Here is a 26,297-nt window from a genome sequence, read left to right on the forward strand (position 1 = left end):
CTGTCTATTCCGCTGGTTTGTATTCAAAAATCGACGCATGCAGAGGCCAGCCGGACTGATCCACAACCACAACCGTCCATTTACCCAGCATGTTGGGATTCAGGGTCTTCTGTGAAAAAACCCGCCAGCGGGGTCCACCCACTTCAAAGGGGATCTCAGATATCACCTGGCCATCAAACTCCCACCGGTGCGTAACCTTGCGCCCCTGCAAATTCCTCAGGTCGGTGAAAAAGTAAATGCTGGTGGCAGAGTTTTCCAGTACCACCATCCGGTCTAATGGTTCACGAGCTTCAATTCCGGAGGTAAATACTGCACGAGCCACTCGTGCCTCAGGTATGGGTGATGAGTCGGGTGGCTCAGCGAACGCTGGAAGGCTCACCACGACAAGTAGATAAATCCTTGCAAGGAAACATCGCCATTGCTCTATACCGCACATGAATATTGGTCTTCCCAAAAACTTTTTCTCGCAATTCAGGATATCGAGAAAGTATAAACGCGAATTCTTTTGTAATAATGATCACGACCACAAAATCATTATATTCTTGGTTTTTTTACAGGTGGTGTCAATGGACTAAATACCCTGCCATCCGCACGCAGAAACCGTATGAAGAATTCGAACAAAATCAGGCGTGTTGTTTGCACAAAAACCAACAGTGCCTCGATCCCAATAACCAATAGGTGGCCCATGACAAGAACCAGATAATGCCCCGTTGAGCTTTCAATCAAATTTGCCATCGAAAATACAGCAGAAGACATTGCCATATGGGCCAGCTCAAAGGCACCCACCCGGATAAAAGAGAGGCTATTGATAACCAACTCATAACTGCTGTGCAGAATACGCCCAATAATCCCAGGCAGCGCCGCAATACCCTCATCCCGATGAATAACAAGACTACCAATCATGTACCACACGACAGCCACAATTATCAGCGGGAATGCTTGAGGGAAAAACAGCGTGACAAGCGCGCAGATATAGAGGAATAAAACTGCGCCATCAACCATAAACCACTTTAACAGCCGCTTCTGCCAAGCCGCCTCAATCGCAGCAAAAACCAAGCCCATCAGTATCAGTCCGCTACCAAGCACCAATGATATGACGATCACCCTGACCGGCTCATGGAGCGGTCTGAACCATATCACCGGAATTACATCTTCGAGACCGAACACCTCACCAAAAGCGATACCGAAGAGCATGGCAGCAATCCCGCATGGCACGAAAAAACGTAACTGCGGCCAGCGAAAGGAGAGCACAAACCCCAGCAAAACCAAAACAAACCCATGTCCAAGATCAGGGAACATGAAACCAAATATCAACGGCACAACAAAGGGCAGAACCACATAGGGATTGATCTCTCCTTTCCCAGGCAGTCCAGGCATAGTGGCAAATATCTGAAAGGGTTTGCCCCACCAGGACTGCAGCACGGTAACCGGCGCCGTTGCAGTAACGGATGGGGTCGGATACCTTGTAAGCGCATGGATACCCGCTTTTTCCAGAGTTTTGCGGATAACAGAGGGACCGGATGCAGTCGTCCAACCAGTGACGTGACAGACCTTTTGGCGAGCAGTCAATTGAGACGAATAATCAACGAACCAGCGAAGTACAGCGATATTAGCAAGTGCCTCCTTTAATTCTGCATCACGCCAGTACGCCTTCAGCGTAGCAATATGTCCTGCAATCTCCTTGTCCAGATCTTCCATTCGGAGATCAATAGCGGCCCTCTGCTCATCACACTCTCCCGGCAACCACTCTGGTACATCGAGTTGAATACAATCCGAAGACTCAACTACATGATCGACCAGCAGTTTCCGGTCAGGCAAACCAGCCAGAAAAAAGAAGTCATGGGTTTCGCCGGAAACTTTCTCGGAAAATATCTCTTTAAGTGAAACGTTCAGCGGATGGTGCTGAGGGCATGCATAGACACCTTTGAAGAGAAAATCCGTATCGTGGGAAAAAGACTCGATACCGGAGGCGTTGGATTCAAGCGCCGTCAGGCAAGCATCAAGGAGGGATAGATCGGCCTTTTCCCCCTGGAGCAATTTGAGTACATCCTGGATCGCGAACAACCGGGCAGCCCATCTCCTGAAATATTCCACCGACGACTTAGCCACTTCCTCAGGCTCACCCACCAAGTGCGCAGGAATTGCATTATTCGACGGCAACGAGAGATTATGTGAACCGCAGAAACTGTCGAATTCCCTGATCAGGGATTTAATGCCTTTGACATTGAGGTGGGTGGTCTGCCTGGGATCCAGTTCGAGTTGAACATCCCCTGTCTCCGCCAGCACCTCTATCGCATGGACAGTCTGATCTCGCGGTACATAGACCTCAAACCAATGAGCCTGACTGGACCGAAATAGACTCAATCCCATCAGCAGCACTCCGCCATCAAACCCTCCAAAAAACCATGAAGAACCCCAGATCCAATAGTGCAACAGGTGGATTGACTTAGCGAGAAAAATCCATTTTTCACGGAAGCCAATTTGAAAAAGTAACTATCAGGAGGGGCGTATAAACAAAGAGCCTAGCAATTTCTCGCTAAGCTCTTGATTTGTATGGATCTCAGAACACGCCTTACTGGGAACAAAAACGCTTATAGTTTCACTTCCTAATAAGTTTTACCGAATGCATCGAGCAAGTGTGACGTGACGCTAAGGATGCGAAACGGACACCCCAGTCCTATTTCACAACCCCGGCCATACGCCCGCACCTACGCCTATCTGGGACTACGCGCCTTCGCTTCGTTCTCTATTGCGCGCAGCGAATACAAATACAAGACCCAGCAAGCCAAACAACAGTTCGAGTGGACCCGTGCTTCCAAAACCACCATCATCCTCACCCGCGACCACACCGGTACCAGACAGATTAACTGTCACCGAACCTTCATCCGGACCATCCGATGGGATGTCAAGGCTGTCATTGAATATCCCTATGACAGTCGGCGCAAAACTGACCGCCAATGTACAACTTGCCGCCGGGGTCAAAGTCTGGCCCGAACAGGTGTCATTCAGAATGCTGAAAGGTGCTGCCAATGGATTGACCAATGTGACGTCACAGTCGCTTGTTATTAACCCGGCATGTTAATAGATCATGATATACTGCCGTCATGAACAAAGAAGATGCCAGAAGCCTTCCTGCACTAGGAGTCTGTCGGGTTTGATCCATTGAGCCAGGGATATTTTCCGGCCCACCGTGTTTTTCCCATAATCGCTGCCTCTGTAGGAATATAAGCCCTATGTAGGGCAGTGAATTATGAAAGACTGACCTATCCTTGTCGATATCTCAGCCTGCCAGCGCATGCATCCGCTTCAGGTTCCATGCCGTACATACCAGATTCCATTCACCTTGCGCTGAATCACTCCCTCGAAGGTGAAATTGCCGAAATCCCATTACTTCTTTGATAATGCCGAAGACGGTCTCAACTGTCGATTTCCGTGTGGCATACACGGCCTTGCCTTCCGGTGTACTGAGTCGATGCCTCATTCGGGTTAACATATCGGCATCTTCCGGGCAGGGCGGCACCTGTTTCAGCCGCTCTTCCAGCGGCAGGTTGTGCTGTTCGCGGCTATCGGAGAGGTAGGGGGTGATCTCCTGTGCTTCACAACGATTGACATTCTCTTCACTGAAGTAACCCGTATCCGCCAACAGACCTTGTGGTTTTCCCAGCTGCTCTTCTGCTGCCTTCAGTTGTGCAAGTGCAGGTTCTATTTCCTGTTTGTCATTGGGTTGCTGGGTAATATGGTTCTCCACGATCAGGTGGGTACCGGTATCAACTGCCGCTTGGGCGTTATAGGCCTGAACAAACCCTTCCGATGAGGGCATGATGCGTGACTCCTCATCCGTGAAATTGACTTGGTCTTTTTCCTGTGGACCTTCTTCTGGCGGCTTTGGCACTCTACCTCTGGCCTTCTTCCCTGTCTTTTCCTCTCGTTCCTTACGCCGCTTCACCTTCTCTTCGTATTCCGCCCGTTCTTTTTCAAAGCGCTCACGCGCTCTTCGTTCGATCTCTTTCTTAGCCTTGGCTATCGCAGCAAGCCGGTCCTCACGACGTTTGAGTTCCTCTGGAATATCCAGTTCCGGCTCTTCTTCTGCATCGGCCTGTTCGGCCTTTTTCAGCAACAGCTCGACTTCACGATGAAGCTGCTCTTCAAGCTTGTTGGCATACCCCCAACTCATCGCCTTGTGTTTGCTGGCATTGGCCTTGACCTTTGTCCCATCCAAACTCACATTGCCTATCTTCAAAAGACTCATCGCCTTGGCTATCACTAATATCTGGACAAAGAATCCCTTCAACTCCTTGAGAAAGCGTTTGCGAAAGGTGGCGATGGTGTCATGGTCTGGATGGCTGTCTGCCGTAATGAACCGGAAGGCCACGGAGTCGTAGGTGGCTTGCTCCAACTTTCGGCTGGAGAATACGCCGGTTGCGTAACCGTAGAACAGCAGTGAAAGCAAAATGGCTGGATGGTAGGGTGCTTTTCCTCCGCCACCGTATTGAGATTCCAGCTCTTTCAGATCCAGCTGTTCTACGATGTCCACGATAAATCGCGCCAAATGGTTCTCTGGTAGCCAGTCCTGTAATGAGGGCGGCAACAGATAGGGGGTGTCTCGATTAATCGTGCGGAATTTATCTGACATACTGACTTCGGTTCGTTATTCTTTGGCTTACAGTATTTTATCAAATGGGACTGGTTAAATCCGACAGGTTCCTAGTGCTGCGAACGCCAGCAGCCATAACAGGCGTCGTTGTTTCGGTTCAAGCACCGCCTACCAATCGATCCGCTGATCACGAGTCGCCCATTCGCTGAAGGTGATCGCAATGACCAACCAACCTGCGCCTACCAGGTAGCCTGCCCAGACATCACTCAGGTAGTGTACACCGAGCATGATTCGGCTTAAACCAATCGCCAGGATAACCAGTAGAATCACCAGCAAGCGATTGATGCGTGACCGGAGGTCCTGCGTGGCACGTACCAGCACATACCGAGGTATCCGTAAAAGCCTACAGCAATTGATGCATGACCGCTGGGAAAAGAAAAGGAGTGCTCCAGTAAAATGGCTTCGACAGGTCTTGGGCGATGAAAGGCCAGCTTGCTCAATAGCGTGAAGACGGTTGTTCCGGCAGCTGATACCAACAGGGAAATCGCTAACCATCTTCCTTTCGCAAACCAGGCACCAACCAGGGCAAACAGGATCAATGGAGCTGCCGCCTTCGTAATGCCAAGAGCGGCGATCCAGGTGAATGCCAGGATCAGTTCGGGCGGGCGGAAGCGTGCCACCAGTTGGGCCATTGTATGATCCACCGCCACGATGGGGTCGGAGGTCAGGAAGTCCTCAACGATACCGCCAAAGAGCATGGCGATGTACAGCAGGGACATCGAAAGCAGGGTCAACGGTAATCCCGAAAAACGGTTGCGATCGAGTCGCTGATCGATAAACCCCATCAGGCGGGGGTGGCTGCGATTGAATTGTTTCAGATAAAGATTAGCTGCCAGTGCCCTGGCAACCGAACGGTACAGGGACTTCAGCAGCAGCCAGATCTGCGGTCCCTGGCGGACCAGGATATGCTCCACATACCAAAGCAGCAGCCACAGCAACAGGATCGCAAGGAACAGCAAACCGATTCGCGACATCCAAGCATGGGCCAGCGCGAGTGACTGGCCAAACAGGTACCCCCCACCAATCCATTGTATTCCCCAACCAATTCCCCCAAGCAGGTTCCATAAGAGAAAAATCCGCTGGCGCATACCGACAGAGCCGGCGACAAAGGGGGCAATCTCCTTGATGCTAGGGATGAATCGGCCTAGGAAAACACTCTTGGCACCATTGCGGTCGAAGAACTCGTGTCCCTGTTCGAAATGCTCGGGTTTTAGGAACCAGATGCCATTCTTGAGCCAGTGTTGCCCGTAGCGCTTACCCAGCCAGTAATTGAGATTATCCCCAAGTACCGCTCCGGTGACGCCGAACCAGAACACCCCGGCAAAATCGATATGCCCCGTGGCGGTCAGTGCACCCAGAAGAAGCAGCAACGTGGAACCTGGCACCAGCAGACCAACCACCAACGCGGTCTCGGCAAAGGCCACCACAAAGGCCATCCAATAGGCCAGTGAATGAAAGTGTTCGATACTGGGGAGCAACGATTGAAAGAGCTGCTCGATCACCGGGACTGTTTCATTCATTTACTCTCCCCTGCTATCTCTTGATAGTCCCATTGCCCCAAGGGGTATTGCCCGTCCCAACCATCGCCCTGGGTTGGCGGGTACTGATAAACACCTGGGAATCGGGTCGTGCAGGCAACACTTGTCCACCGGCAACATCAATCGAGGCGTTTGCTGAACCGCCATGTTGCCAGGATCAGTGTCACCAGGGTGATCAGGCTCAGGGCGACAAGTTCGACATACAGCTCGGACAGGCTTGCTCCCCGCAACATCACGCCCCGGATCAGGCGCACGAAATGCGTCAGCGGAAGTACCTCGGCAATCCACTGCGCGAGCTTAGGCATGCCATCGAATGGGAACATAAAGCCGGAGAGCAGGATGGAGGGCAACATCACGAAGAATGCCATTTGCACGGCCTGAAACTGACTCCTGGCCAGGGTCGAGAACAGTAATCCCAGAGTGAGGTTGGCGGCCACCAGCATCAGCGACACAACATAGACATGCCACAGGCTGCCGCGTAAGGGTACGTCGAAAAGCCACATACCAAGTACCAGCACTAGGGTAACCTGCACCAGACCGATGACGATATACGGCAGCACCTTACCCACCATCAGCTCGAAGGTGGAAATCGGCGTGTTGATCAGCAGTTCCAGGTTGCCACGCTCTCGCTCGCGCACAATCGCGACAGCCGTGAACATCATCATGGTCATGGTCAGGATCACGCCGATGAGGCCGGGAACCACGTTCACTGCCGAACGGTGCTCAGGATTGTAATAATTACGTAGCTCGAAGAGAGGGCCGGTCACCGGGAGCCCGGCCTGCGTATCCTGCTTCAACCGCATCGCCGTCAGCTGCTGCGCCACTCCGAGAATGATCGGGTCGCTCCCGTCAACCAGCAATTGCACCCCCGGGCGGGAGTCATCCTGAATACGCCGTTCAAAATCAGCAGGAACAAAAATACCAAGACTGATTTTACCGGAGCGCATCAGGTCTTCGAGTTCGCTGGCCTGTGCCACCTGGTAGCGCACTTGGGTCACCTGGCTGGCGCGGATATCAGCAATAAAGGAACGCGACAACTGTGTATTGGCCTGATCGACCACCGCGGTATTGATATGCCTGACATCGGTGTTGATCGCGTAACCGAACATCAGTATCTGCATGGCGGGTATGCCTAAAATCATGGCAAAGGTCAGGCGGTCGCGCTTTAACTGCCAGATTTCCTTGCGTATTACCGCCAACAGCCGGCGCCAGCTCATGCCACTGCCTCACGCCCCTGGCGGGTTGACATGACGAACACATCCTCGAGGTTGGCCGCAACGGCATTGACCTGATTATGCTCGACCATTGGACCCAGGCGCTGGCATGCCAGTTCGACCGCATTCGACGCGTCGCGTGACATCAGAACTCGCAGCTGCTCACCCAACTGGGTCACACTGTAGACATCGGGCCATCCCAGTATTTCCCGCCGGAACTTAATGACATCAGGTGCCCGAATGCTGATCACTGTGGCTTCCAGATCAGCCATCAACGCAGTCGGCGCCCCATCAGCGACTTTAACCCCGTGATCCAGAATCGCCAAGCGGTGGCAACGCTCAGCCTCGTCCATGTAGTGAGTCGATACCAGGATCGTCACTCCCTGCCTCGCCAGTTCAAAGAGCACATCCCAAAAATCGCGCCGGCTTTGCGGGTCCACAGCACTGGTCGGCTCGTCGAGCAGCAACAGTTCCGGTTTGTGCAGCGTCGCGGCGGCCAACGCCAGTCGTTGACGCTGGCCGCCACTCATGGTGCCCGCAAACTGATCGCGTTGCGCTCGTAAACTGTACATTGCCAGCGCATCATCAATTCGGGTTCTCACCCTGGCACTGGGGATACGGTACACATCCGCCATGAAGCGCAGATTTTCCAACACGGTCAGATCGTTATAGAGAGAAAACTCCTGGGTCATATAGCCAATATGAGGTTTGAGTTTCTCGGCCTGTTGCGGCACCCGGTAGCCGAGCACCTCGGCCTCCCCGGAGCTGGGCAGAATGAGTCCGCAAAGCATGCGAATGGTGGTGGTCTTACCCGACCCGTTTGGGCCGAGAAAGCCGTAAATAGTCGATCTGGGCACGACCAGATCGAGGCTATCGACTGCTACCAGATCACCAAAGCGCCGGCTCAGGCCATGACTGCTGATGACCGGCCCGGTGCTCATTGGTCCTGTCCATTCCCTGTTTCCGGGACGAAACTCAACTCCAGGGGCGCACCGGCACTCAGCGTTTCAGCATCTGCATCGAGCAAATCGACTTTGGCCAGGTACACCAGCCGGGAACGATCGTTGGCGGTCAACGAATAGTAAGGGGTAAAACTGGGGTCTCGGCTGATCGTGCGCACACGCCCCGCATACACTGACTCTATGCCGTCGATCCTGACTTCCACAAGGCTGCCGGGACGAATGCCTGCCCGCATCTGTTCCGGAACATAAACCCGTGCGTATGGAGTTTCACCGACCAATAGTACCGCCACCACGCTACCCTGTGGCGGATGCTCACCGACAATGAAGGGCAAGCTGTCAATTCTGCCGTCCTGCGGCGCGGTTATCGCGAGGCGCTGCAAATTGATTTTGGCATGGCGCACTCTGGCAATGGCACCGGCCACTGCGGCACGCGCCTGGGCAATCTGCTCGGCACGAGTACCATGCAACAGTTTGTCGAGCCTGGCCTGATTAAGGGCCAACGAGGCCTGTGCGGAAAGTTCGCCGCTTTCGGCTTTGTCCAGCGCTTCTGTACTGGCCAGTTCCTTTTGATGGAGCTTCTTGACCCTCGTGTATTCAGCCTTTGCCAACCGCAGGGTAACGCTGGCCGACTCGCGCGCCGCTCTCGCCTCTGCAAGCTCTTCAGGCCGGGGGCCTGCCAAAAATTCATCCATCTTCGCTTGCGCCTGGTCCTGAACCGCAAGGGCGGCATCCAGGTCGCTTTGGGCTCGTGTGGCATCCTGCCGCAACAAAACCTGGCCGGCGTTGACCTGTTCGCCTTCCTGGATTTCTATCCGGGCAACAGGCTCATTGCTTTCAGCAATCAGCTCCAATCTTTCCCATTCGAGGATGCCGACAACCGGTATGCGATCTCCTGGTGGACTACAACCGCTTATGGAGGCAAGAAGCAGAAGAGGTACAAAGAAGTGCAGTATCTTCAATTCAAGCTCCGTGTAATAGATAGGTCATGGTCTTTTAGGTGTCGCTGACGAGTATGACCAGACCACCGGAGCAGATCGAACGGATCGACGCAGTGGAATGAAATCTTCATGGTGCATCTTCTCCATTGAGTGCTGTGCTGCCGGTCCTGTGGTGCCACTGACGGATACCTTCCCAGATCTCTGTGGCGGTCTCCGCATACCACAACAGCTTGCGGTCCTCGAGGTCGATCACGCCCTCCTCGACCAGAAAGTCGACGTCCACCGCGCGCCGCCAATAGTCCTCCCCGACCAGCACCACCGGGATGGGTACGATCTTGCGGGTCTGGATCAGGAGCAGAGCCTCGAACAGCTCGTCCAGGGTGCCGTAGCCGCCCGGGAAGGCCGCCAGAGCACGGGCGCGAAGCAGGAAATGCAGCTTACGAATCGCAAAATAGTGCGTCTGAAAGCACAGCTCTGGGGTGATATAGAGGTTCGGGTATTGTTCGTGCGGCAGCGTAATGTTCAGGCCGATACTCTTGGCACCGGCATCAAAGGCGCCGCGATTGGCCGCCTCCATCATGCCCGGCCTGCCGCCAGTCATCAGGGTCACGCGGCAATCCCGGGGTCCCTTGCCGGATTGGCAGATCAGACGGCCCAGTTCGCGCGCGACCTCGTAGTTACGACTCTTCGCCAGCAGGCGCTCGGCCACGTGCCCCCGCCGTTGCAAGTACGGGTCGTCCGGCTCGTCCATTACCGCGTCTTGTGCGCAGGTCAGCTGGCGCTGCGCGCGCGCCGGCTCGGTGATCCGGGTGCTGCCGAAGACCACGATGGTGTGTTCCACGCCGTGTTGTTGCAGCAGGGCCTCCGGCTTGAGGTAATCTAGCCCCAGGCGCATCGGGCGCGCCACGTTTCCATCGAGGAAATCCGGGTCGTCGTCGGCCTGGCGATAGCCGGGACTGTCCATAATGCGGCACACGCGCTCCCTGACCTGCGGGTCGTCTTCGGCGTCCTTCGGTTTCTGCCAGGGTAGGGGGTCTGCGCGGTGTTCCCCGGCGGGAAAGGGTGGGACATTGTCTTGGCTTTCAGATGTCATTGGATCTCCTGGAATTTAATGACGACCCGGCACATCGAGACCCTGCTCACGCGGATATTCAGAGGATACGGCTCGGCCATGACCGTTTTGGCGAATCATTCGGCTGGCCGTCACCTTCACCAGGTCGTTGATCAGGAACCACACCATCGCATAGCCCCAGATCATCAGGGCATAGGTCCAGCCGATCGGTGTCATGAGCCAGCCCTCGGCAGCGAAGATCGTGCCGATCACCTCAGTGCAAAAGGTGGCCCAGAACAACACCGGTGCTGGCCAGGGCCTTTGCCAGAACCAGCCGCGCGCACGGGTGATGTACAGGGTGCTGTGGCCGGCCACAATGAGCTTCAGGAATAGGAAGGTGCGGATCTCATCGTGGGAGAACTGCCACTCCTGCAACAGATAGAACAAGACAAACGAGGAGATCACCCCGGCCACGCCCAGCACGCTGGCCAGTGTCGTCAACTCGCGCATGTCCCAGCGCACCGGACGGCGTTCCACCCGGGTGCGGTCATAGGCGATGGCCAGGATCGGGATGTCGTTGAGCAGCGCCAGCAGAATGATCATCAGCGCGGTGATCGGGTAGAAGTTAAACACCACGATCGACAGTGTCATGAACAACACGATGCGGATGGTCTCGGCGATACGGAAGATCGCGTAGCTCTGCATGCGCTCAAAGGTGATGCGCGCCTGCTCGATGGCGTGGTTGATCACAGACAGACCGGGTGCGGTCAACACGATATCGGCGGCGGCGCGGGCCGCGTCGGTGGCATTGTCTACAGCGAAGCCGCAGTCGGACTTTTTTAGCGCCGGAGCGTCGTTGACACCGTCGCCGGTCATGCCGACGATATGCCCCCCCTTCTGCAGCGTGTCGACAATGCGGTATTTGTCCTCTGGCACCACCTCGGCAAAGATGTCCACCGATTCGATCATCTCGACGATGGCCGATTCGTGGGTGTGGATGAACTCCCGTTCCAGCAGCCGAGAGTCGTACAACTCCTTGAGGCTTGCCATCACCTCAGCGGCGAAGCGTTCGGCCTCACGCAGCGAGACATCGCCTTTCAGGCGCCGGTAGATTGCACCGGTCAGCGCCTCGGCCAGGGCCAGCAGTTCCTGGCTGCCCGAGCCCTTGAGCTGGTACGAGCGGATGGCTTCCTGCTCCAGTCCCAGCAGCCGGCCGACCTCGCGCGCGATGGCCACGTGATCGCCGGTAATCATCTTTACCCGAACACCATAGTCGCGCATCTGCCGCACCACCTCTGCGGAGTCCTCCCGCGGCGGGTCATAGAGTGGGATCAGGCCGATCAGTTGCAGCGGCTGATTGCCAGACTTACGCCCGACAGCCAGGGTGCGGTAGCCGCGCTTCGCGAGTTGATCCACCTGTTCAACCACGGCCGTGCCCTGCTCGTCCGGCAGTTCCGCCATGCTGAGCAACACCTGGGCCGCGCCCTTGACGGCGGTGAAAATCTCCTCTGGGCCCTCGATGGTGGCGGCAGTGTGTTTGCCGACCGGATCGAAGGGTACAAAATGGGTCTGCCGGTAGTCCGACAGGGCAACCTGCGGAAACTGCTTCTCAAGATGGTTGAAGACCGGCAGTTCCATCGGGTCATTGTTCTCCCGCTTGGAGGCCAGCGCCGCGACCCGGAACAGCTCTTCGGCATCGAAGCCGCCCAGCAACACCGGCTCGGCCACCTGCATCCGGTTTTGGGTCAGGGTGCCGGTCTTGTCGGAACAGAACACGTCCACCCCGGCCAGCTCCTCAATCGCCGACAGGCGCGAGACGATGGCTTGGCGCCGCGCCAGGTTGACCGCGCCCACCGCCATGGTGACCGACAGCACCGCCGGCAGGGCTACCGGGATCGCGGCAACGGTCAGCACCAGTGAGAAGCGCAGGATCTCCAACAGACTCTCGTGGCGGAACAGCGCCACCAGGATTATCAGCACCACCAGCGCCAGTGTAATCAGGATCAGGAAATTGCCGATCTGGATTACCATCTTCTGGAAGTGGCTGCGCTCCTCCAGGCTGGCCTTGGCCACCAGCGATACCACGCTTGCGAATGCGGTGTGCGCACCGGTGTTAACGACCACCGCCAGCATCTCGCCCTGCTTGACGATGGTGTTGGCATAGGCCACCTCGCCGGCCTCCTTCGACACCGGCAGTGACTCGCCGGTCAGGGCAGCCTGATCGATCGACAGATAATCGCCGTCCATGAGCTTGACGTCGGCGGGCACGATGTCGCCGATTTTCAGCTTGATGATGTCGCCGGACACCAGCTCACGTGTGGGGATCGTTGCGAATACGCCATCGCGCAGCGCGATCACCTCGTTGACCAAGCGGGCCTTGAGTGCCGTCAGGGCGTTCAGCGCACGGTGTTCCTGGAAGAAATCCAGCCCGGCGTTTACCAGCAGCATGATCAGGATGATCGCAAAGTCTTCCCACTTCTGCACCAGCGCCGACATCATCGCGGCGGCCTCGATCATCCAGGGTATCGGCCCCCAGAAACGCCGAAACACACGGTGCCACAGCGGCTCCTCCCGCTCCTCAATCTCGTTCGGGCCATACTCCGCCAGGCGCCGGCGAGCCTCAGCGCCACCCAGACCGTGGTGCCTGTCGGACTGCAGTGTCTTGAGAACGTTCTCAATCTCCTGGTCGCGGTATTTGTCGGTTTTCTGATGCTTCATAAAACACATCCCACATAGGAGTCAGTTCAGCGGAATATTCTCTGCCGACACTTCCATTAAAAAAACAGGTAGCGGCTCATCGTCGACGTCAACATCCAGGGCCGGATAGACCCAGTGCATACCCAATCACACCGTGTGCTGATTTCCTTTCGTGCGACTATGTCCTTTAGGCAGCCTCCGAGCGAATCCTGGACGGGTACTTCCGGACAGGACCGGCCATTCCCTGCGAAATACGCCTTGATTCGCGCCCGCTCATCGGCTCTGAGACATACCGAATTATCCGCATGGCCCACTAGTGCGGTGGTCAGATTTGACTACAACTACCTCAACCATTCTCCAGAAAAGAATTGAGGATTCTGTATTGAGCGTCGATTTCCTTGTTCAACGACTCCTCCGCATCTGACAAACCGGGATTGTCTGCGTCATGTTGGATGTTGGAACACATGCGCGCCATGCGGCAATAACCGGCTACCTTATCGGCCAAATGGAGGGTGCTGTAGTCGCCATGGGTCGGCGCTAAACAGACCATGCACGCTTCCGAAACAAAATGCGCAGCCTGCTTTCGGTAATCCATCTCTGCAAAACCTGAAAGAGGATTTGTAGCAACGTAAACGGAGTGCACTGCACGATACGCATTTTCCACCTCCTCCGGCGTGACATCACTCTTCTCAGCAATATTTTGGGCATGTTGGGTGCAGCTACCGTCCGTCAGGTCCAAAACGTTCGCAATGAATTTGGCGCCAATTTTCCTCTGCTGAGCCAAGGAAAGTGAGGACAATGCCTTTTTGAAGGCTCCCATACTTGAAATTTTATCCACAGCCCACCTCCAGATATCTGCCTAAAAACACTCAGGATTACTACTATGATAGCCCCCCCCGGAAGCCTGACCAAACACTCTGTAAAACGCACTGCAATCCACAGCCAGCACTTCCATTTGAAATTCAGCCAGGGGATCCCTGCCTTGTGAGCCATGCCTTGAGCAGGTGCTACGCATTACCGATTCACCGACGTCGAGCACTGCAAATCAAGATAGTACTCCTCCGTGGAATCCGGGCCACTCATTTCAGAGCGCTCATCCCGTATCCTGCTATCATCGCCCATCCTGACATCTCACCCGACAGGACGTGCAAAAAGAACCACCGCCAGCAACAACAGCGATATGACACCAAATAGCAACTGACAGGCGCCACGCCAGTGGCAACCATTCGGAATCACCTGCCACGCCACTAACGCCTGAGCGAAGTAGTAGATGGCAAACGCACGCGAGGCCAAAGTTACGATTTCGAATACATCTGCGATCCAGACCAGAGCAACGGCCAGAGCCACGATCAACGGGTAGGCACCCCGCGCGCTCAGACGATGCCTCGATTCTTCCTCGATCAACCCGCCTGCACCGACGGTATCCGCGACTGCAGCGGAGAACTGGCTCATCACTGCGGCAACCACCAACATCGGTGACAGCACCCAGGCCGCCTGCCCCGCCAGTGAGATGATCGCGGTCTCATCCGGCTTTTGCATGCCCAGGCCGGGCAGCAGGGGCAGGAACAGGGCCACAAAGACGAGATAGATCAGCCCGGACAACCACTGTGCTTGCCGCATGCTGCTTACGCGCAGTGCGGCGCCATATTCTCCCCCCAGGTAACGGGATGTCTCGAACCCCTGCACCACCAGCAGCATCCCGGCCAGCATACGCAGGCGCTCGGTGTTGCTTACCGGCTCGGCGTGGATGGCGTCAAGTTGCCAGGCGTGTCCTGCGTCGTAAAGCGCCAGTCCGAGTAAAAGCGCGACAATGATGGCGAGCTTCACACTGACCGAATATTGCTCCAGCCGCTCCAGGCTCCGCAGCCCCCGGCGCCAACCCACCAGGCCGATGAAAAGCAACACGACCGTGGTCAGGATCTTGGCCGCGAATTCATCGTGCATCCCAATGCCATCAAGGATGAACGATGCCATCAGGCGCAGGTAGAAGGTCACCGAGATGACGTAGGCCACAGACAGGGCAAAGTTGCCGGCCCGCTCCGTGTACAACAGCAGGGGGCGTTCACCACGCGCCAGTTCCGGCTCGGCATAGCGGATGTTGAACCGAATGACCTCGCCGATGCCATAAGCCGCCAGTACGACCAGGGCCATGCCCCACAAGGCATACTCACCCGCAATAGCGCCAAGCAAGGGGGCGACAATCAAAAACCCGCTACCGATGATCGAGGCGAGCGGCGTCACCATGGCCCGCCATGCACACCGTTCCTGCAAGGCCGGGTGCAACAGTATGACGACGACTATTCCGGCGATCAGAGGCAACAGCAGAGACATCGGAACACGTATCCTTCAATTGGGGTGCGTAGTTCCCTGTACGGGAATTTAGACAAGAGGAACAGTCAGCACTTCACAGGAGGCGCTATTGACCAAACTGCTGGCCGTGGAACCAGGAAGACGGGAAATTCCACCATGACCATGGCGACCGACCACGATCAGGTCGACATCCTGCGCCACAGAGTAACTCAGAATCGCGTGACGAGGCATACCGAACTGCACCTCGGACCGCACCTTTGTGCCGGCGGCAATCTCTTGCAGCAGCTTAGCCATGCGCTGTTTGGCAATGTCCTGCATTTGCTCGTCGAGTTCCAAACGATCGGGAATGATGGGGTCATAGGCCTCGTCGTAGAAAACGAGATCTTCCACCACCTGCAGAAAGGTCAACCTGGCGGAATAACAGCCGGCCAGTTCCATGGCCCGCCGTGCAGCGCGCTCTGCGCCTACGGAAAAATCGGTGGCCATCAGTATATGGTGGAACGGACCAGGGTCCGGGAGTGTTTCGGATTGCGTGGCATCACCCGGTTCTTGCAGCCAGTCCCAGGCTGCCTGTATATCATTACGCTCGAAATAGCGCACCTCGCCATCGACGAAGGGCTTGGCCATTGCTGCCATCCACCGTTGCCAGCGATTTTCACCCACCATGGCGAAGCGCTCGAAAGCGTCCCGGTGCGCCATGCCGAACTCGAAATCATCCCTCATGGCCTCCAGATCCCAGCCACGGAAACCGTCGAACTCGATCAGTAGCGATATTCGGCCCTGCTGTTCGATCAGCCCCTCCAGCGTTGGCAGAAAGGCTTGATAGTCGGCGTGGGTGAGCTTTCCTGTTACCCGGAAAGCGAAAATGTTCTCTTCATTGACGGGAATTTCCTGGAACATTGATATCTCCTTCAGGGCGGATTCTGTAAACGCTTAGCAGTGGGTTCAATTGTTCTGATGAGGGTGAAGCCCCGCTGTTCCAAGCCCATGGTAGAAATTCGTGACCTTATCTTGACCAGCATCAATCCAACATGGGATCAAACCACCTTCAGCGCCATGTCTTCGAGTGTATTGGCCGTGACATGAATGCGTTTGGCAATCTCTTTGAGCTGCTGGAACATCACCTGGTGCCGGATCACGCGCAACAGATCCGGTCCGCGCATCAATGAAGCCGTGGCGCGGGCGCAATCACCGACCACCTGGTCGTAGTGAACATGAATCTGTTCATTGGCGTCGGCCACCGCCGCGATATCCCGGCTATCCAATGCACCGAGCGCAGCCTGCAGGGCGGCAATCATGGTCTTCAGATTGGCAAGAATCGGCTCATACTCACGCAATGAATGGATATCGTAGACCTCGGCCTCCAGCCGGAAGTGGTTCACGCTGAGCGCGACCCAGTCCAGTTGCACCACCATGCGGTAGATCGATTCCTTGTCGTAGGGGGTGATGAAAACATCCAGCAGCTCTGCCATGTTGCGGCTCTTGGTCTCGCGGGACTGCGCCGACAGCGATTCGATCGCTTGCAAAGCCGGGTTGCCGGGGATGGGCACCTGGTTGCTCGCAGCACAGGCATCATAGAGATGATTCACCATATCCGCAGCAATGTCGGCCTGGTGGCGCAGCGCGGCGTTGAAGTCGACCTCTTTAGGAAGAAGTAGTCCGTGAATGAAGCCCATATTCAATTCCTCCAAAGGCTTAGCAAAAACAACGTATAGACTACGCCGAGCAGAATCGAAATTGGCAGGTTGAGCCACCAGCCGGCGACAATGCCTGCAGCAGTACGCCAGCGCACATGGCCGGGCTTGTCAGCAGCGCCATTGCCAAGCAGGGTGGCGGTCACCACCTGGGTGGTCGAGGTGGGTGCTCCGATCGAGGTAGCCAGGCTGTTGACTGCTGCGGCGCTCAGCTGGTTGGCGACCGCATGCACAGTGCGCAGCCGGTACAGGCCAAACCCCAGGGTCTTGATGATTCGCCAACCGCCAAACATCGTGCCGAGAGTGATGGCGCAGGCACACAGTACGATGGCCCAATCCGGGACAGAGAAATCACTCGTCGAGCCCGTCGCCAGCAGCATCATGCCGATAATGGCCATGCCTTTCTGGGCATCATTGGCGCCGTGGGAAAAGCCCAGCCAGGCAACACTGAAGTACTGCGAGGCGTTGAACAGAACCTTGGCCCGCATCGTGAAACGCCGGAACAGTCGCCGGAACATCCGCATGATCGCAAAACCGAAGACGAGACCGATCAACGGGGAAAACAGCAGACCGGCAATCACCTTCATAACGCCGTCCAGGCTCATATCGCCCAGTGAATCCAGCCCCCAGTTGATGCTGTCTGCTCCCGCCGCATAGAGCCCCGCCCCGACCAGACCGCCGGCCAGCGAGTTGGATGAGGAGGACGGATAGCCCAGCAACCAGGTAGCCAGATTGTAGGTAACGGCGGCCAACAGCGCGGCAATGATCACAATCTGTCCAGTCCGCGCATCCACACCACTGATATCGACGAAGGTACCGATAGTATCCGCGACGGCCAATCCGACAGTAAAGGGTGCAATGAAAGTAAAGCCCGTCACCAGTGCGATAGCAACTGCCGGGCGCATCGCACGTGAGGCGATCGCAGTGGCAACCATATCAGCGGCGTCATGAAAACCATTGGTGAAATCGAATACCGCGACGGCGACGACCACCGCAATCAACATCAAGTCAATATTCGCCATGAGCATCACCAATCAGGCCGACCGATCGGGCGTGCGGGTTTGTACGCGGCGGCCGGTCAGTCGATGCAGCAAGGCTTCGGCCAGGAATGCGGTGGCGAGGCTGGCGGCGACCAACCACAAAATATGCGGTGAACTCTCCAATGCGTAGGCGGAAGCAAACCCGATCGCCCCAAGGATCAGCACGATGGCCAACACGATCATAACCAGCGGTGCGCCGGTCTCGTCGCGCAATCGCAGGTGACCCGCATGCACCATAAGGTGCACGATCAGGATGGTGATCGAGCCGACTGCGGCGATCTCGGACAGATCGAATGCATGGCCAAGCAGGATGATAAATGCGGCGCTGATGATCAGTCCTTCGCGGGATTTTCCGAAAGGCTTGCCAAACGCCGAGGGCAGTTCACCCTCTTTCGCCAATTGGTAGGTGACATTAGTCACCGCGTACAGGTTGGCGTTGATGGACGAGGCGGTCGATACAAGCGCGGCAATGGCGACGATACTGAACCCGGCCGCGCCGAACACCGGCTTTGCCGCCTCGGCCAGGGCGTAGTCCTTGGCATCGACGACCTGTTGCGCATCGAGATTACCGAACACCGCGAGAGCCACGGCAATGTAGATGACCAGCACGCCGCCAATGGCCAGAAACATCGCCCGCGGCAAGGTCCTCGCCGGGTCAGGCATGTCTTCGGCGGCGTTGGTAATGACCCGGAAACCCTCGAAGGCGAAAAAAGTAATCGCCAGACTGTAGAGCACTTGCGTAGCGGGCGGATAACGGGTCGGTGATAACAGTGCAGGCTCGAAGACGCTTAAACCTGCCACGGCAAAGCCGACCAGGATGAGCAACTTGAGGCCGACAACCAGTTTCTCCAGGCGCGCAACGTTTTTTGCGCCTTCCAGGTTGATCAACACGAAGCCAATGATGACAAAGTCAGCAAGTCCGTTGCCCCAGCGGCTGCCATCCTCAATCTGCAGCAGCGCCAGCGCATAGCTGCCGAAGGTCTTGGCCACCAGCGCCAATGCCACCATGGCCGAGATATAGAGAAGGATGCTCAAAGCCCCGGAAACCAGACCCACCCCGTAGGCCTGCGCCAGGTATTCAATCGGGATAGGAGTCTGTCGGGTTTGATCCATTGAGCCAGGGATATTTTCCGGCCCACCGTGTTTTTCCCATAATCGCTGCCTCTGTAGGAATATAAGCTCTATGTAGGGCAGTGAATTATGAAAGACTGACCTATCCTTGTCGATATCTCAGCCTGCCAGCGCATGCATCCGCTTCAGGTTCCATGCCGTACATACCAGATTCCATTCACCTTGCGCTGAATCACTCCCTCGAAGGTGAAATTGCCGAAATCCCATTACTTCTTTGATAATGCCGAAGACGGTCTCAACTGTCGATTTCCGTGTGGCATACACGGCCTTGCCTTCCGGTGTACTGAGTCGATGCCTCATTCGGGTTAACATATCGGCATCTTCCGGGCAGGGCGGCACCTGTTTCAGCCGCTCTTCCAGCGGCAGGTTGTGCCGTTCGCGGCTATCGGAGAGGTAGGGGGTGATCTCCTGTGCTTCACAACGATTGACATTCTCTTCACTGAAGTAACCCGTATCCGCCAACAGACCTTGTGGTTTTCCCAGCTGCTCTTCTGCTGCCTTCAGTTGTGCAAGTGCAGGTTCTATTTCCTGTTTGTCATTGGGTTGCTGGGTAATATGGTTCTCCACGATCAGGTGGGTACCGGTATCAACTGCCGCTTGGGCGTTATAGGCCTGAACAAACCCTTCCGATGAGGGCATGATGCGTGACTCCTCATCCGTGAAATTGACTTGGTCTTTTTCCTGTGGACCTTCTTCTGGCGGCTTTGGCACTCTACCTCTGGCCTTCTTCCCTGTCTTTTCCTCTCGTTCCTTACGCCGCTTCACCTTCTCTTCGTATTCCGCCCGTTCTTTTTCAAAGCGCTCACGCGCTCTTCGTTCGATCTCTTTCTTAGCCTTGGCTATCGCAGCAAGCCGGTCCTCACGACGTTTGAGTTCCTCTGGAATATCCAGTTCCGGCTCTTCTTCTGCATCGGCCTGTTCGGCCTTTTTCAGCAACAGCTCGACTTCACGATGAAGCTGCTCTTCAAGCTTGTTGGCATACCCCCAACTCATCGCCTTGTGTTTGCTGGCATTGGCCTTGACCTTTGTCCCATCCAAACTCACATTGCCTATCTTCAAAAGACTCATCGCCTTGGCTATCACTAATATCTGGACAAAGAATCCCTTCAACTCCTTGAGAAAGCGTTTGCGAAAGGTGGCGATGGTGTCATGGTCTGGATGGCTGTCTGCCGTAATGAACCGGAAGGCCACGGAGTCGTAGGTGGCTTGCTCCAACTTTCGGCTGGAGAATACGCCGGTTGCGTAACCGTAGAACAGCAGTGAAAGCAAAATGGCTGGATGGTAGGGCGCTTTTCCTCCGCCACCGTATTGAGATTCCAGCTCTTTCAGATCCAGCTGTTCTACGATGTCCACGATAAATCGCGCCAAATGGTTCTCTGGTAGCCAGTCCTGTAATGAGGGCGGCAACAGATAGGGGGTGTCTCGATTAATCGTGCGGAATTTATCTGACATACTGACTTCGGTTCGTTATTCTTTGGCTTACAGTATTTTATCAAATGGGACTGGTTAAATCCGACAGGCTCCTAGTGAGGATCAATGCTTGTACTGCAAAAAGCCCCCTGCCACATATCTGGCAGGGGTTGGGGAGGATCCGCCTGATTAGGCGGCTTTTGCAGTGTGCCATCCCGAGGCATCTGCTTTGTAGGCTGTTATTCTTTCTTCCGCATCATTGATTTGGCGATCAAGTTCATTGATGCGCTCGATCATCTTTTCAAACTCTACGTTGCCTTCCATACGGCTTTTATAAATCCCACGGATGATGTTGCTGGCTTCTTCAGGTACTGGCTGCTTGTCTTTTTCCCAAAGAGCGACAGTCTGGGCGTCACGTGACACAAACGCACCAAGGGTCTGCTGGGTGAAGCCCAGCTCCTTACGGATAAAACGTAGCTCTGCCCCGGTCCAGTTAGGTCTGTCATCGACTAAATCGGCAGCAATAGCACGGTGCAACCCATCGAGATTGCGAATGGTGACACCTTCGCCAAACGGAGTCTCTTTTATGTCATAACCGTTGGTCAGATAGATATAATCCAACCCACAACCGGTGTATTGATACAATTCTTCTTTCATTTCACACCCCCCGTCATGTAGTCACTGACTACTGACAGACGTTAATTACGTATAAGTGTTGTTCTTTTTCTACAGCTATTTCTAAAACGATGTCCTGACCAGCGTGAAAACGGCCCATGTTCCCTATGTGGGTCTGGCTTTCCTCATCCCATCGAGGATCTGAGAGGACACTGCCCTTTTGTAAACAAACCAGCATTTGCCGGTGGTTGACCGCACGTTCCCAATCTCCATCGGTGCAGTTATTTATGAACGTGATATTCGACGAATCAGTCGCCAACCTTTTAACCAGCGTCTCAAAGCGCTCACGCGTCATTTTAAAAGCTTTTATCTCGCCCATTAGCGAATACCAATAAACGTCAGTAACATAAACAATCAAATCCACCTATAATTATTATAGATTTTGAGTTTAAGTCAAATTAAATTATTAGATACTGATCAATATTCCCATTTCGCAGTGATAGGCACTTGGTGCTGGGTGGCACCAGCGCCTCACCCAAAGTCTCCATTGATGTGCCGGGCGATGTCGAGATAATGCAAAATAATTTTGATCGAGATAGCAAAGGTTAGTGTTATGAAACCTTGAGAAACGCTACCCCAGTTGCTACCCCAAAAACAAAGGGCCTAGCGATTTCTCGCTAAGCCCTTGATTTATTTGGCTCCCCGGGACAGGCTCGAACTGCCGACCTAGTGATTAACAGTCACCCGCTCTACCGACTGAGCTACCGGGGAATTGTGTTGCAGCGCGCATATTAATGACACAGGTCCCGAGCGTCAATAGGGAAGTGCAGAAATAGTCAATTGCAGCTCAATTCACCACCACTGGGTCGGGTTTTGGATATTCTGGGGCGGCCGGCATTCGATACCACAACTGCCCTGGGATCAATGTTTTCTGTTACATCACAAAAGGTTAAGGTGAGGTTGCTGCCGGGAGAGGTACCGTCAGGCCGGTAGATGATGCGGCGCCTGCCCTGAGTCGAACGCATGCTGATGAGGGAGTGCCTCGTCGCATTCTGATAGCGAATCCGTTTTTCGGCATCGTCGGGTTGCCGGTTACCGTTTGTGTCTGCATAGAGCAGGAAACCTTCATGCCAGAGTGGCTCGTCGAGACAGGTTTGTGCATCGGAACTGGGGCAGAGGATAGCCAGACCACCGGTCATGATGGCTGTACTGCGCGTCAGTTGCAGGTGGCTGATGAAACTGTTGATTTCACCACTCATCTGGCTGTTTGCCGCCAGTGTGCGATATGCGGGTACCCCCGCGCTGAGCAAAATCAGTGCAACACTCAGGGTGGTAAGCAGTTCGGGAAGCGTGAAACCGGCCGTGCAGGCTGGTGTTTGTCTATTCAGGACGACATCCATGTCTGTCCCTCCAGTAGAGGTGTGTGGCCGGTCCGTTCAGTTCACTCCTTGAACCTGAGCGCCAGCGCCGGGAACTATTTTCTCATCAGGACCCAGTCTACACGCAAAGATTTATCCGACAAGCACTTTTTCGATCCTGTCCAGGGCATTCCGCAGGTTCTCCATGCTGGTGGCGATGGAAATCCTTACATGACCACCCAGACCAAACGCAGTGCCGGGTACCAGTGCCACTCCAGCCTTTTGTATGAGGTATTCGGTGAGTTCCATATCGTTATCAACCCCTTCGATATTTTCCAGCGCACCCTCGATGTTGGGAAAACAGTAGAAGGTGCCGTCTGAAGGCAGGCACTCGACGCCAGGCATCATGGTCAGTCGATCGACCACATAGTCGTGACGTTCCTTGAAGAATTTGAGCATATCGCTAATGCAGTCCTGAGAACCTTCCAGCGCTGCCTGTGCCGCCACCTGGGAGATTGAGGTGGGGTTGGAGGTACTCTGGGACTGGATCTTCTTCATCGCCTTGATGATCTCCGCCGGGCCGCCGGCGTAACCAATGCGCCAACCGGTCATGGAGTAGGCTTTCGAGACACCATTGAGCACCAGGGTACGATCCACCAGTTCCGGACAGGCATTGAGGATGTTGACGAAAGGAGCCTCGGTCCAGAGAATATGCTCGTACATATCATCAGTGGCGATGATAATCCTGGGGTGTTCCTTCAGCACCTCACCCAAAGCAGTCAACTCCTCTTTGGTATAGGCCATACCAGTGGGATTTGAGGGGCTGTTGATGACAAACAGCCGGGTTTTATCGGTAATCGCCGCAGCCAATTGCGCGGCGGTGATCTTAAATTTTTGCGAAGCGCCCGCCTGGACCAACACGGGTACGCCGCCGGCAAGGATGGCCATATCGGGGTAGGAGACCCAGTAAGGCGCAGGGATGATGACCTCATCACCCGGATCCAGGGTTGCCTGAGCAAGATTGTAGAAGCTCTGCTTGCCGCCACAGGAGACCAGAATCTGCTCCGGCTTATACTCAAACCCGTTGTCTTTCCGGAACTTTTCGATAATCGCTTTCTTCAGGCCCGGCGTGCCGTCCACAGCAGTGTATTTCGTGAAACCGCTATTAATCGCTTCGATGGCAGCCTGCTTGATATGCTCCGGCGTATCAAAATCCGGCTCTCCAGCGCCCAACCCGATGACATCCTTGCCGGCAGCGCGCATCTCAGCGGCGCGAGCGGTGATCGCCAAGGTGGGAGAGGGTTTGACGGCCTGTACCCTTACAGAGAGTTTTGTGTTCATTTGTAGTTTCCGTGGCAAAAGAGACGAATCTGGAGTGCCTCTCTCGAGAGGCGACAACGTGCAATAATATCCAATTATCCCGAGATGCAGAATCCCTGATGGCGAAAGATTTTCAATTAGTGTCCAAATTTGACCCGGCAGGCGACCAGCCAGCCGCGATCAAAAGGCTGCTGGAGGGCCTCCACGATGGCGAGGCAGGTATGACACTGCTGGGGGTGACCGGTTCCGGTAAAACCTTCACCATCGCCAATGTGATTCAGGAAACTCAGCGGCCAACGCTGGTTCTTGCCCCCAATAAGACGCTTGCAGCCCAATTGTACGGTGAATTCAAGGAGTTTTTTCCCCAGAACTCAGTGGAGTATTTCGTCTCATATTACGACTATTACCAGCCCGAAGCCTACGTGCCGGCCTCCGATACTTTCATAGAGAAGGATGCCTCCATCAACGAACATATCGAGCAGATGCGGCTTTCAGCCACCAAGGCGCTCCTGGAACGCAGGGATACGATCATCGTCGCAACCGTTTCGTCGATCTACGGTTTGGGTGATCCTCGTTCCTATCTGGGCATGATGTTGCATCTCTCCAGGGGCGATATCATCAACCAACGCGACATCCTGCACCGACTTGCAGAGTTGCAGTACAAACGAAATGACGTGGAACTTCATCGCGCCACCTTCCGCGTACGGGGTGAGGTGATCGATATCTATCCGGCGGAATCCGATGCTGAAGCACTGAGAGTAGAACTCTTCGACGACGAGATTGAGCAACTCTCCATTTTTGACCCGTTGACCGGCGAAGTGCTGCGCAAGGTGCCCCGCTACTCCGTCTACCCGAAAAGCCACTATGTCACTCCCAGGGAGAAGTTGCTCGGGGCCGTGGATCACATCAAAGTGGAACTCAAAGAACGACTGGAGCAGTTGGAGTCAGCCCACAAACTGCTGGAGCGGCAACGGCTGGATCAGCGCACCCGCTTCGACATCGAGATGATTCTGGAGTTGGGTTACTGCTCCGGCATCGAGAACTACTCCCGCTATCTCTCCGGACGCGCATCAGGGGAAGCCCCGCCGACGCTGTTCGACTATCTGCCGGAAGAGTCGCTGCTGGTGGTGGATGAGAGTCATGTCACCATCCCCCAGATCGGTGGCATGTTCCGGGGGGATCGTTCGCGCAAGGAGACCCTGGTCGAGTATGGTTTTCGACTGCCATCGGCGCTCGATAACCGTCCGCTCAAATTCGAGGAGTATGAGGCCCGCTCACCTCAGACCATCTACGTCACCGCCACGCCCCGTGACTATGAAATGGGACACTCGGGCGCGATCGTTGAACAGGTGGTGCGGCCGACAGGCTTGATAGACCCTGCCGTTGAAGTCAGACCAGCAACCAGCCAGGTCGATGACCTGCTCTCCGAGATCCGTCTACGGGCTGACAAGGCCGAGCGGGTACTTGTGACCACACTGACAAAACGCATGGCGGAAGATCTCACTGACTACCTGGGCGATCACGACGTGCGGGTGCGCTACCTCCACTCCGATATCGAGACTGTAGAGCGGGTAGAGATCATCCGCGACCTGCGGCTCGGAAAATTCGACGTATTGATCGGCATCAACCTCCTGCGCGAGGGGCTGGATATGCCGGAGGTATCACTGGTTGCCATTCTCGATGCGGACAAGGAGGGTTTTCTGCGTTCAGAAGGTTCTCTGATACAGACCATTGGCCGGGCGGCCCGTAACGCCAACGGCAAGGCCATTCTCTACGGTGATCAGATTACCGGATCCATGCGCCGCGCAATAGATGAAACTGATCGCCGACGCGAGAAGCAGATCGCTCACAATGAAAAACATGGCATCACCCCGCAGACCATCCGCAAATCCATCGCCGATATCATGGAAGGTGCTTATCCCGGCGCTCCCGTATCTCCCGGCGCATATGCCAGGGTGGCGGAAGAGGCGGCTGAGTATGCCAGTCTCACTCCCCAACAGATGTCCAAACGCATCAAGGAGTTGGAGGATGAGATGTACCGCCACGCCCGGGATCTTGAGTTCGAGGAAGCTGCACAGGTAAGGGATCAGATAAAAACGCTGCAGGACAAAGGGTTGGTTGCGTGAGTGCTGGCTATTTTTTCAGAGGCGTTTTTCTTAATTCCACATCGAATGAATCACTATGTCGTAGTTGATGCGGAATACAGTTCCATCTTCACAAATATCTGGGGTAGAACAATCGGCCAGACTAAATACCAAGGTGCAACTTGCGAGAAACCTCTACTTTTCAGGGCAACCTTTTTTCGGGAGGATGACCGCCCTGACCATGGGCGAACATATTTCATCTTTCATGGTGAAATCAATTT

The 26,297-nt window shown here is 55.2% G+C and carries 23 protein-coding genes and 1 tRNA gene; 1 reads left to right on the forward strand and 23 read right to left on the reverse strand.

Translation table 11 applies throughout. The features are described 5' to 3' along the window. Positions 1 to 4: 4 nt before the first annotated feature. The 23 genes from HPY30_00005 to HPY30_00115 form a co-directional block, all read right to left on the reverse strand. A complete protein-coding gene (locus HPY30_00005; GenBank protein QYZ64515.1) occupies positions 5 to 322 on the reverse strand; it encodes a DUF2914 domain-containing protein in 318 nt (105 codons plus the stop codon). Positions 323 to 534: 212 nt separating this feature from the next. Beyond that, positions 535 to 2,109, reverse strand: coding sequence for a hypothetical protein (locus tag HPY30_00010; GenBank protein ID QYZ64516.1), 1,575 nt, complete (start codon positions 2,107 to 2,109; stop codon positions 535 to 537). A 615-nt stretch (positions 2,110 to 2,724) separates the two neighbouring features. Continuing rightward, positions 2,725 to 3,030 (reverse strand): hypothetical protein, encoded by a 306-nt coding sequence (locus tag HPY30_00015; GenBank protein ID QYZ64517.1) that lies wholly within the window; start codon positions 3,028 to 3,030, stop codon positions 2,725 to 2,727. Between the two features lie 250 nt (positions 3,031 to 3,280). Continuing rightward, complete coding sequence (locus tag HPY30_00020) at positions 3,281 to 4,633, reverse strand: IS1182 family transposase (GenBank protein ID QYZ64518.1); 1,353 nt, start codon at positions 4,631 to 4,633, stop codon at positions 3,281 to 3,283. Between the two features lie 129 nt (positions 4,634 to 4,762). Further along, positions 4,763 to 4,930 carry a phosphatase PAP2 family protein gene (locus HPY30_00025; protein QYZ64519.1) on the reverse strand — a complete coding sequence of 56 codons (168 nt, stop codon included), beginning with the start codon at positions 4,928 to 4,930 and terminating at the stop codon, positions 4,763 to 4,765. Further along, positions 4,921 to 6,174, reverse strand: coding sequence for a hypothetical protein (locus tag HPY30_00030; GenBank protein ID QYZ64520.1), 1,254 nt, complete (start codon positions 6,172 to 6,174; stop codon positions 4,921 to 4,923). The genes HPY30_00025 and HPY30_00030 overlap by 10 nt, the downstream gene beginning before the upstream one ends. A gap of 137 nt (positions 6,175 to 6,311) precedes the next feature. Next, the gene (locus tag HPY30_00035) at positions 6,312 to 7,409 is read right to left on the reverse strand and encodes an ABC transporter permease (GenBank protein ID QYZ64521.1); all 1,098 of its coding nucleotides are present in this window, start codon (positions 7,407 to 7,409) and stop codon (positions 6,312 to 6,314) included. After that, on the reverse strand, positions 7,406 to 8,329 hold the full coding sequence (locus HPY30_00040; GenBank protein QYZ67838.1) for an ABC transporter ATP-binding protein: 924 nt from the start codon (positions 8,327 to 8,329) through the stop codon (positions 7,406 to 7,408). Before HPY30_00040 ends, HPY30_00035 begins: the two co-directional genes overlap by 4 nt. A 14-nt stretch (positions 8,330 to 8,343) precedes the next feature. Beyond that, positions 8,344 to 9,327: an HlyD family efflux transporter periplasmic adaptor subunit gene (locus HPY30_00045; protein ID QYZ64522.1), complete on the reverse strand. Its 984-nt coding sequence runs from the start codon at positions 9,325 to 9,327 to the stop codon at positions 8,344 to 8,346. 106 nt (positions 9,328 to 9,433) lie between these two features. Then, the gene (locus HPY30_00050; protein ID QYZ64523.1) at positions 9,434 to 10,399 is read right to left on the reverse strand and encodes an LOG family protein; all 966 of its coding nucleotides are present in this window, start codon (positions 10,397 to 10,399) and stop codon (positions 9,434 to 9,436) included. A 15-nt stretch (positions 10,400 to 10,414) separates the two neighbouring features. After that, positions 10,415 to 13,075: an HAD-IC family P-type ATPase gene (locus HPY30_00055; protein ID QYZ64524.1), complete on the reverse strand. Its 2,661-nt coding sequence runs from the start codon at positions 13,073 to 13,075 to the stop codon at positions 10,415 to 10,417. A gap of 325 nt (positions 13,076 to 13,400) precedes the next feature. Then, the gene (locus HPY30_00060; protein ID QYZ64525.1) at positions 13,401 to 13,892 is read right to left on the reverse strand and encodes a hypothetical protein; all 492 of its coding nucleotides are present in this window, start codon (positions 13,890 to 13,892) and stop codon (positions 13,401 to 13,403) included. Positions 13,893 to 14,185: 293 nt separating this feature from the next. Next, positions 14,186 to 15,385, reverse strand: coding sequence for a hypothetical protein (locus HPY30_00065; GenBank protein QYZ64526.1), 1,200 nt, complete (start codon positions 15,383 to 15,385; stop codon positions 14,186 to 14,188). 48 nt (positions 15,386 to 15,433) lie between these two features. Beyond that, positions 15,434 to 16,264 (reverse strand): universal stress protein, encoded by an 831-nt coding sequence (locus HPY30_00070; protein ID QYZ64527.1) that lies wholly within the window; start codon positions 16,262 to 16,264, stop codon positions 15,434 to 15,436. Between the two features lie 137 nt (positions 16,265 to 16,401). After that, positions 16,402 to 17,040 (reverse strand): hypothetical protein, encoded by a 639-nt coding sequence (locus HPY30_00075; protein QYZ64528.1) that lies wholly within the window; start codon positions 17,038 to 17,040, stop codon positions 16,402 to 16,404. Positions 17,041 to 17,042: 2 nt separating this feature from the next. Beyond that, entirely contained in the window at positions 17,043 to 18,071 is a 1,029-nt protein-coding gene (locus HPY30_00080) for an inorganic phosphate transporter (protein QYZ67839.1), read from the reverse strand. Between the two features lie 21 nt (positions 18,072 to 18,092). After that, on the reverse strand, positions 18,093 to 19,211 hold the full coding sequence (locus tag HPY30_00085; protein QYZ64529.1) for an APC family permease: 1,119 nt from the start codon (positions 19,209 to 19,211) through the stop codon (positions 18,093 to 18,095). Between the two features lie 117 nt (positions 19,212 to 19,328). Then, entirely contained in the window at positions 19,329 to 20,681 is a 1,353-nt protein-coding gene (locus HPY30_00090; GenBank protein QYZ64530.1) for an IS1182 family transposase, read from the reverse strand. 147 nt (positions 20,682 to 20,828) lie between these two features. Continuing rightward, positions 20,829 to 21,296, reverse strand: coding sequence for a transcriptional regulator (locus HPY30_00095; GenBank protein ID QYZ64531.1), 468 nt, complete (start codon positions 21,294 to 21,296; stop codon positions 20,829 to 20,831). A gap of 28 nt (positions 21,297 to 21,324) precedes the next feature. Further along, a complete protein-coding gene (locus tag HPY30_00100; protein ID QYZ64532.1) occupies positions 21,325 to 21,633 on the reverse strand; it encodes a hypothetical protein in 309 nt (102 codons plus the stop codon). A 316-nt stretch (positions 21,634 to 21,949) separates the two neighbouring features. Continuing rightward, a tRNA-Asn gene (locus HPY30_00105) sits at positions 21,950 to 22,025 on the reverse strand. 65 nt (positions 22,026 to 22,090) lie between these two features. Further along, entirely contained in the window at positions 22,091 to 22,654 is a 564-nt protein-coding gene (locus HPY30_00110; protein QYZ67840.1) for a prepilin-type N-terminal cleavage/methylation domain-containing protein, read from the reverse strand. Positions 22,655 to 22,765: 111 nt separating this feature from the next. Continuing rightward, the gene (locus HPY30_00115; GenBank protein ID QYZ64533.1) at positions 22,766 to 23,953 is read right to left on the reverse strand and encodes a pyridoxal phosphate-dependent aminotransferase; all 1,188 of its coding nucleotides are present in this window, start codon (positions 23,951 to 23,953) and stop codon (positions 22,766 to 22,768) included. A gap of 98 nt (positions 23,954 to 24,051) precedes the next feature. Here HPY30_00115 and uvrB point away from each other — a divergent pair, with 98 nt between their 5' ends. Continuing rightward, complete coding sequence (uvrB, locus tag HPY30_00120; protein ID QYZ64534.1) at positions 24,052 to 26,058, forward strand: excinuclease ABC subunit UvrB; 2,007 nt, start codon at positions 24,052 to 24,054, stop codon at positions 26,056 to 26,058. The last annotated feature ends 239 nt before the right edge of the window (positions 26,059 to 26,297 follow it).

The organism is Gammaproteobacteria bacterium (ex Lamellibrachia satsuma), from assembly GCA_019623805.1.
In the GTDB taxonomy this organism is placed as follows: Bacteria; Pseudomonadota; Gammaproteobacteria; order Chromatiales; family Chromatiaceae; genus QGON01.